This window comes from Gemmatimonadaceae bacterium (assembly GCA_035533755.1).
Taxonomy (GTDB): domain Bacteria; phylum Gemmatimonadota; class Gemmatimonadetes; order Gemmatimonadales; family Gemmatimonadaceae; genus JAGWRI01.
Genome location: DATLTC010000021.1, coordinates 1 through 2,085, shown reverse-complemented (window position 1 = coordinate 2,085; position 2,085 = coordinate 1). Strand labels below are relative to the sequence as shown.

The 2,085-nt window shown below is 70.8% G+C and carries 1 protein-coding gene; it reads right to left on the bottom strand.

All coding sequences use genetic code 11. The features are described from left to right. Positions 1–2,075 (bottom strand): beta-ketoacyl synthase N-terminal-like domain-containing protein (locus VNE60_03725; protein HVB30619.1); only part of this gene is annotated, 2,075 nt, incomplete at its 3' end. Positions 2,076–2,085 lie beyond the last annotated feature (10 nt).

The window sequence follows — 2,085 nt, the reverse complement described above, 5'->3', positions numbered from 1 at the left end:
TTCGCCTGGAGGAGCGCGCATGCGGTCTCCAGCGCCACGAGCGAAGACGCGCCGCCGGCGTCGATGGCCAACGCGCCGCCCTCGAGGTCGAACGTCTTGGTGATCCGCGAAGCCAGCGTGCTGCTCGTGAAACTCCCGGTCACGTCGTTCACGGCCGGATAGCGAGCGAGGAAGCGCTCCTCGTAGCCCTCCTCGATCGCCCGACGTTCCCGGTCGCCGATCCCCTGCTCGCGCATCACCTCGTCGAGGCACGCCCGGATCTCGGGAAAGTGCAGGCCGAGCAGGAGCTGGTTTCCGAACTCGCCGCCGAACGACGTGCCCACGATGACGCCCGTGCGCTCCCGGTCCACCGTGCCCGACTCGGCCAGGGCCTGCTCCGTGGCGTCGAGGAGCATGAACTGGAGCGGGTTGGCCGCCGCCACCTGTTTGGGCGGCACGCGGTGCACTACCGAGTCGTATGCGTAATCCGTGATGAATCCGCCGCGGCAGGCCGGCGCGGTCCAGGGGGCTCCATCCGGCGACACCCCCAGATGCCCAGGCCAACGCGACTCGGGGGCTTCGGAGAGGGCGGGCACGCCCTTCTTCAGGAAGTCCGCGAGGGCCGGCACATTCCCGGCGCCAGGCACCACCACGCCGCGCCCCACGATGGCGATCGGCTCACGCGACGGCACCGAGGGCGGCGCCAGCGCCGCGTCGCCCGGCTCCTCGACGATCAGGTGGACGTTCAGGCCGCCGATCCCGAACGCGCTCACGCCGGCGCGGCGCAGGTCGCCCTCGGGCCGCTTCCATGGCCGCAGGGAACGCGTCACCTCGAACGGGACGGCGTCCCAGTCGATGGTCTCGTTGAGCGTTTCGATGTTGATGGTCGGGGGGATGGCCCCCTCGCGCATGGACAGGATCACCTTGAGCAGGCTGGCCAACCCGGCCGTCTCCAGCGTGTGTCCGATGTTGGACTTCACGCTGCCGATGGGAATCCTGGCGCCGCCAAGGCGATCGCCGAAGAACTCGGCCATCGACTCGATCTCGGTGGCGTCGCCCACCTGTGTGCTCGTGGCGTGGGCCTCCACATACTGGATGCCGCCGGGATCGATGGTGGAGCCGTAGGCGCGCCGCATGGCCGCGGTCTGGCCTTCCTTGCGCGGCGCCCACAGGTGCCGTCCCCGGCCGTCGGTGGACAGGCCGATGCCGCGGACCACGGCGTGGATGGTGTCGCCATCGCGACGCGCCTGCGCCTCGGTCTTGAGCACCAGGGCCACGTACCCTTCCGATCCGACGAGGCCGTCCGCGGCGGCATCGAAGGGGCGCGATCCCTTGGCGCTGCACGACTGCGCCTGCGAGAACAGGATGAGGCTGCTGACCTGCGCGTACGAGGCGCCACCCACGACTGCCACGTCCACGTCGCCCCGCTCGAGGGCCAGGGCCCCGAGCGCGAGCGCGACGAGCGACGACGAGCACGCGGCGTCGATGACCAGGTTCGGCCCGGTGAGGCCAAGCGTCCGGGCCACCAGTTCCGCGGCCCAGCGCGACTCGCTCTTCGGGTCCCCGTTGGCCGCGCGCTGCGGCTTTCCCTTTCGAAGGTGCGCGGTGGCCCCGGCAATCAGCCCGTTCACCCGCTCCTCGCCCATCGCCTGCACGGCCGGCACGTGGCGCAGAGGCTCGAACGCCTGTCCCGCCAACGTCGCCAGCGTGATTCCGCCGAATGCGGGGCTTCCACCCGAGTGTCCCACGAACACGCCCACCGACCGGGCGGCCAGCTCCTCGCGGCTTAGCCCCGCGTGGCGGCACGCGTCCACCGCGACGTCGGCGAACAGGCGGTGGCACATATCGTAAGTCTCGTCACCGCTCTCGGGCTCCCGAGCCTCCACCAGGCCGCCGATGGTGGAGTAGGTCTTGCCCCGCTGGCCCTTGCGTTCGTCAAAGTAGAGCTCGCGGTCCAGCCGCTCGGGAGGCACGTCCACCACCGCGCTGCGCGCCTCCTTCAACAGCCGCCAGAACCCATCGAGGTCGTTGGCGCCCGGCAAGCGGCACGACATGCCGACCACCGCGATCGGCGTGCGGAAGGAGTGGTCGCTCACGCCGCATCTC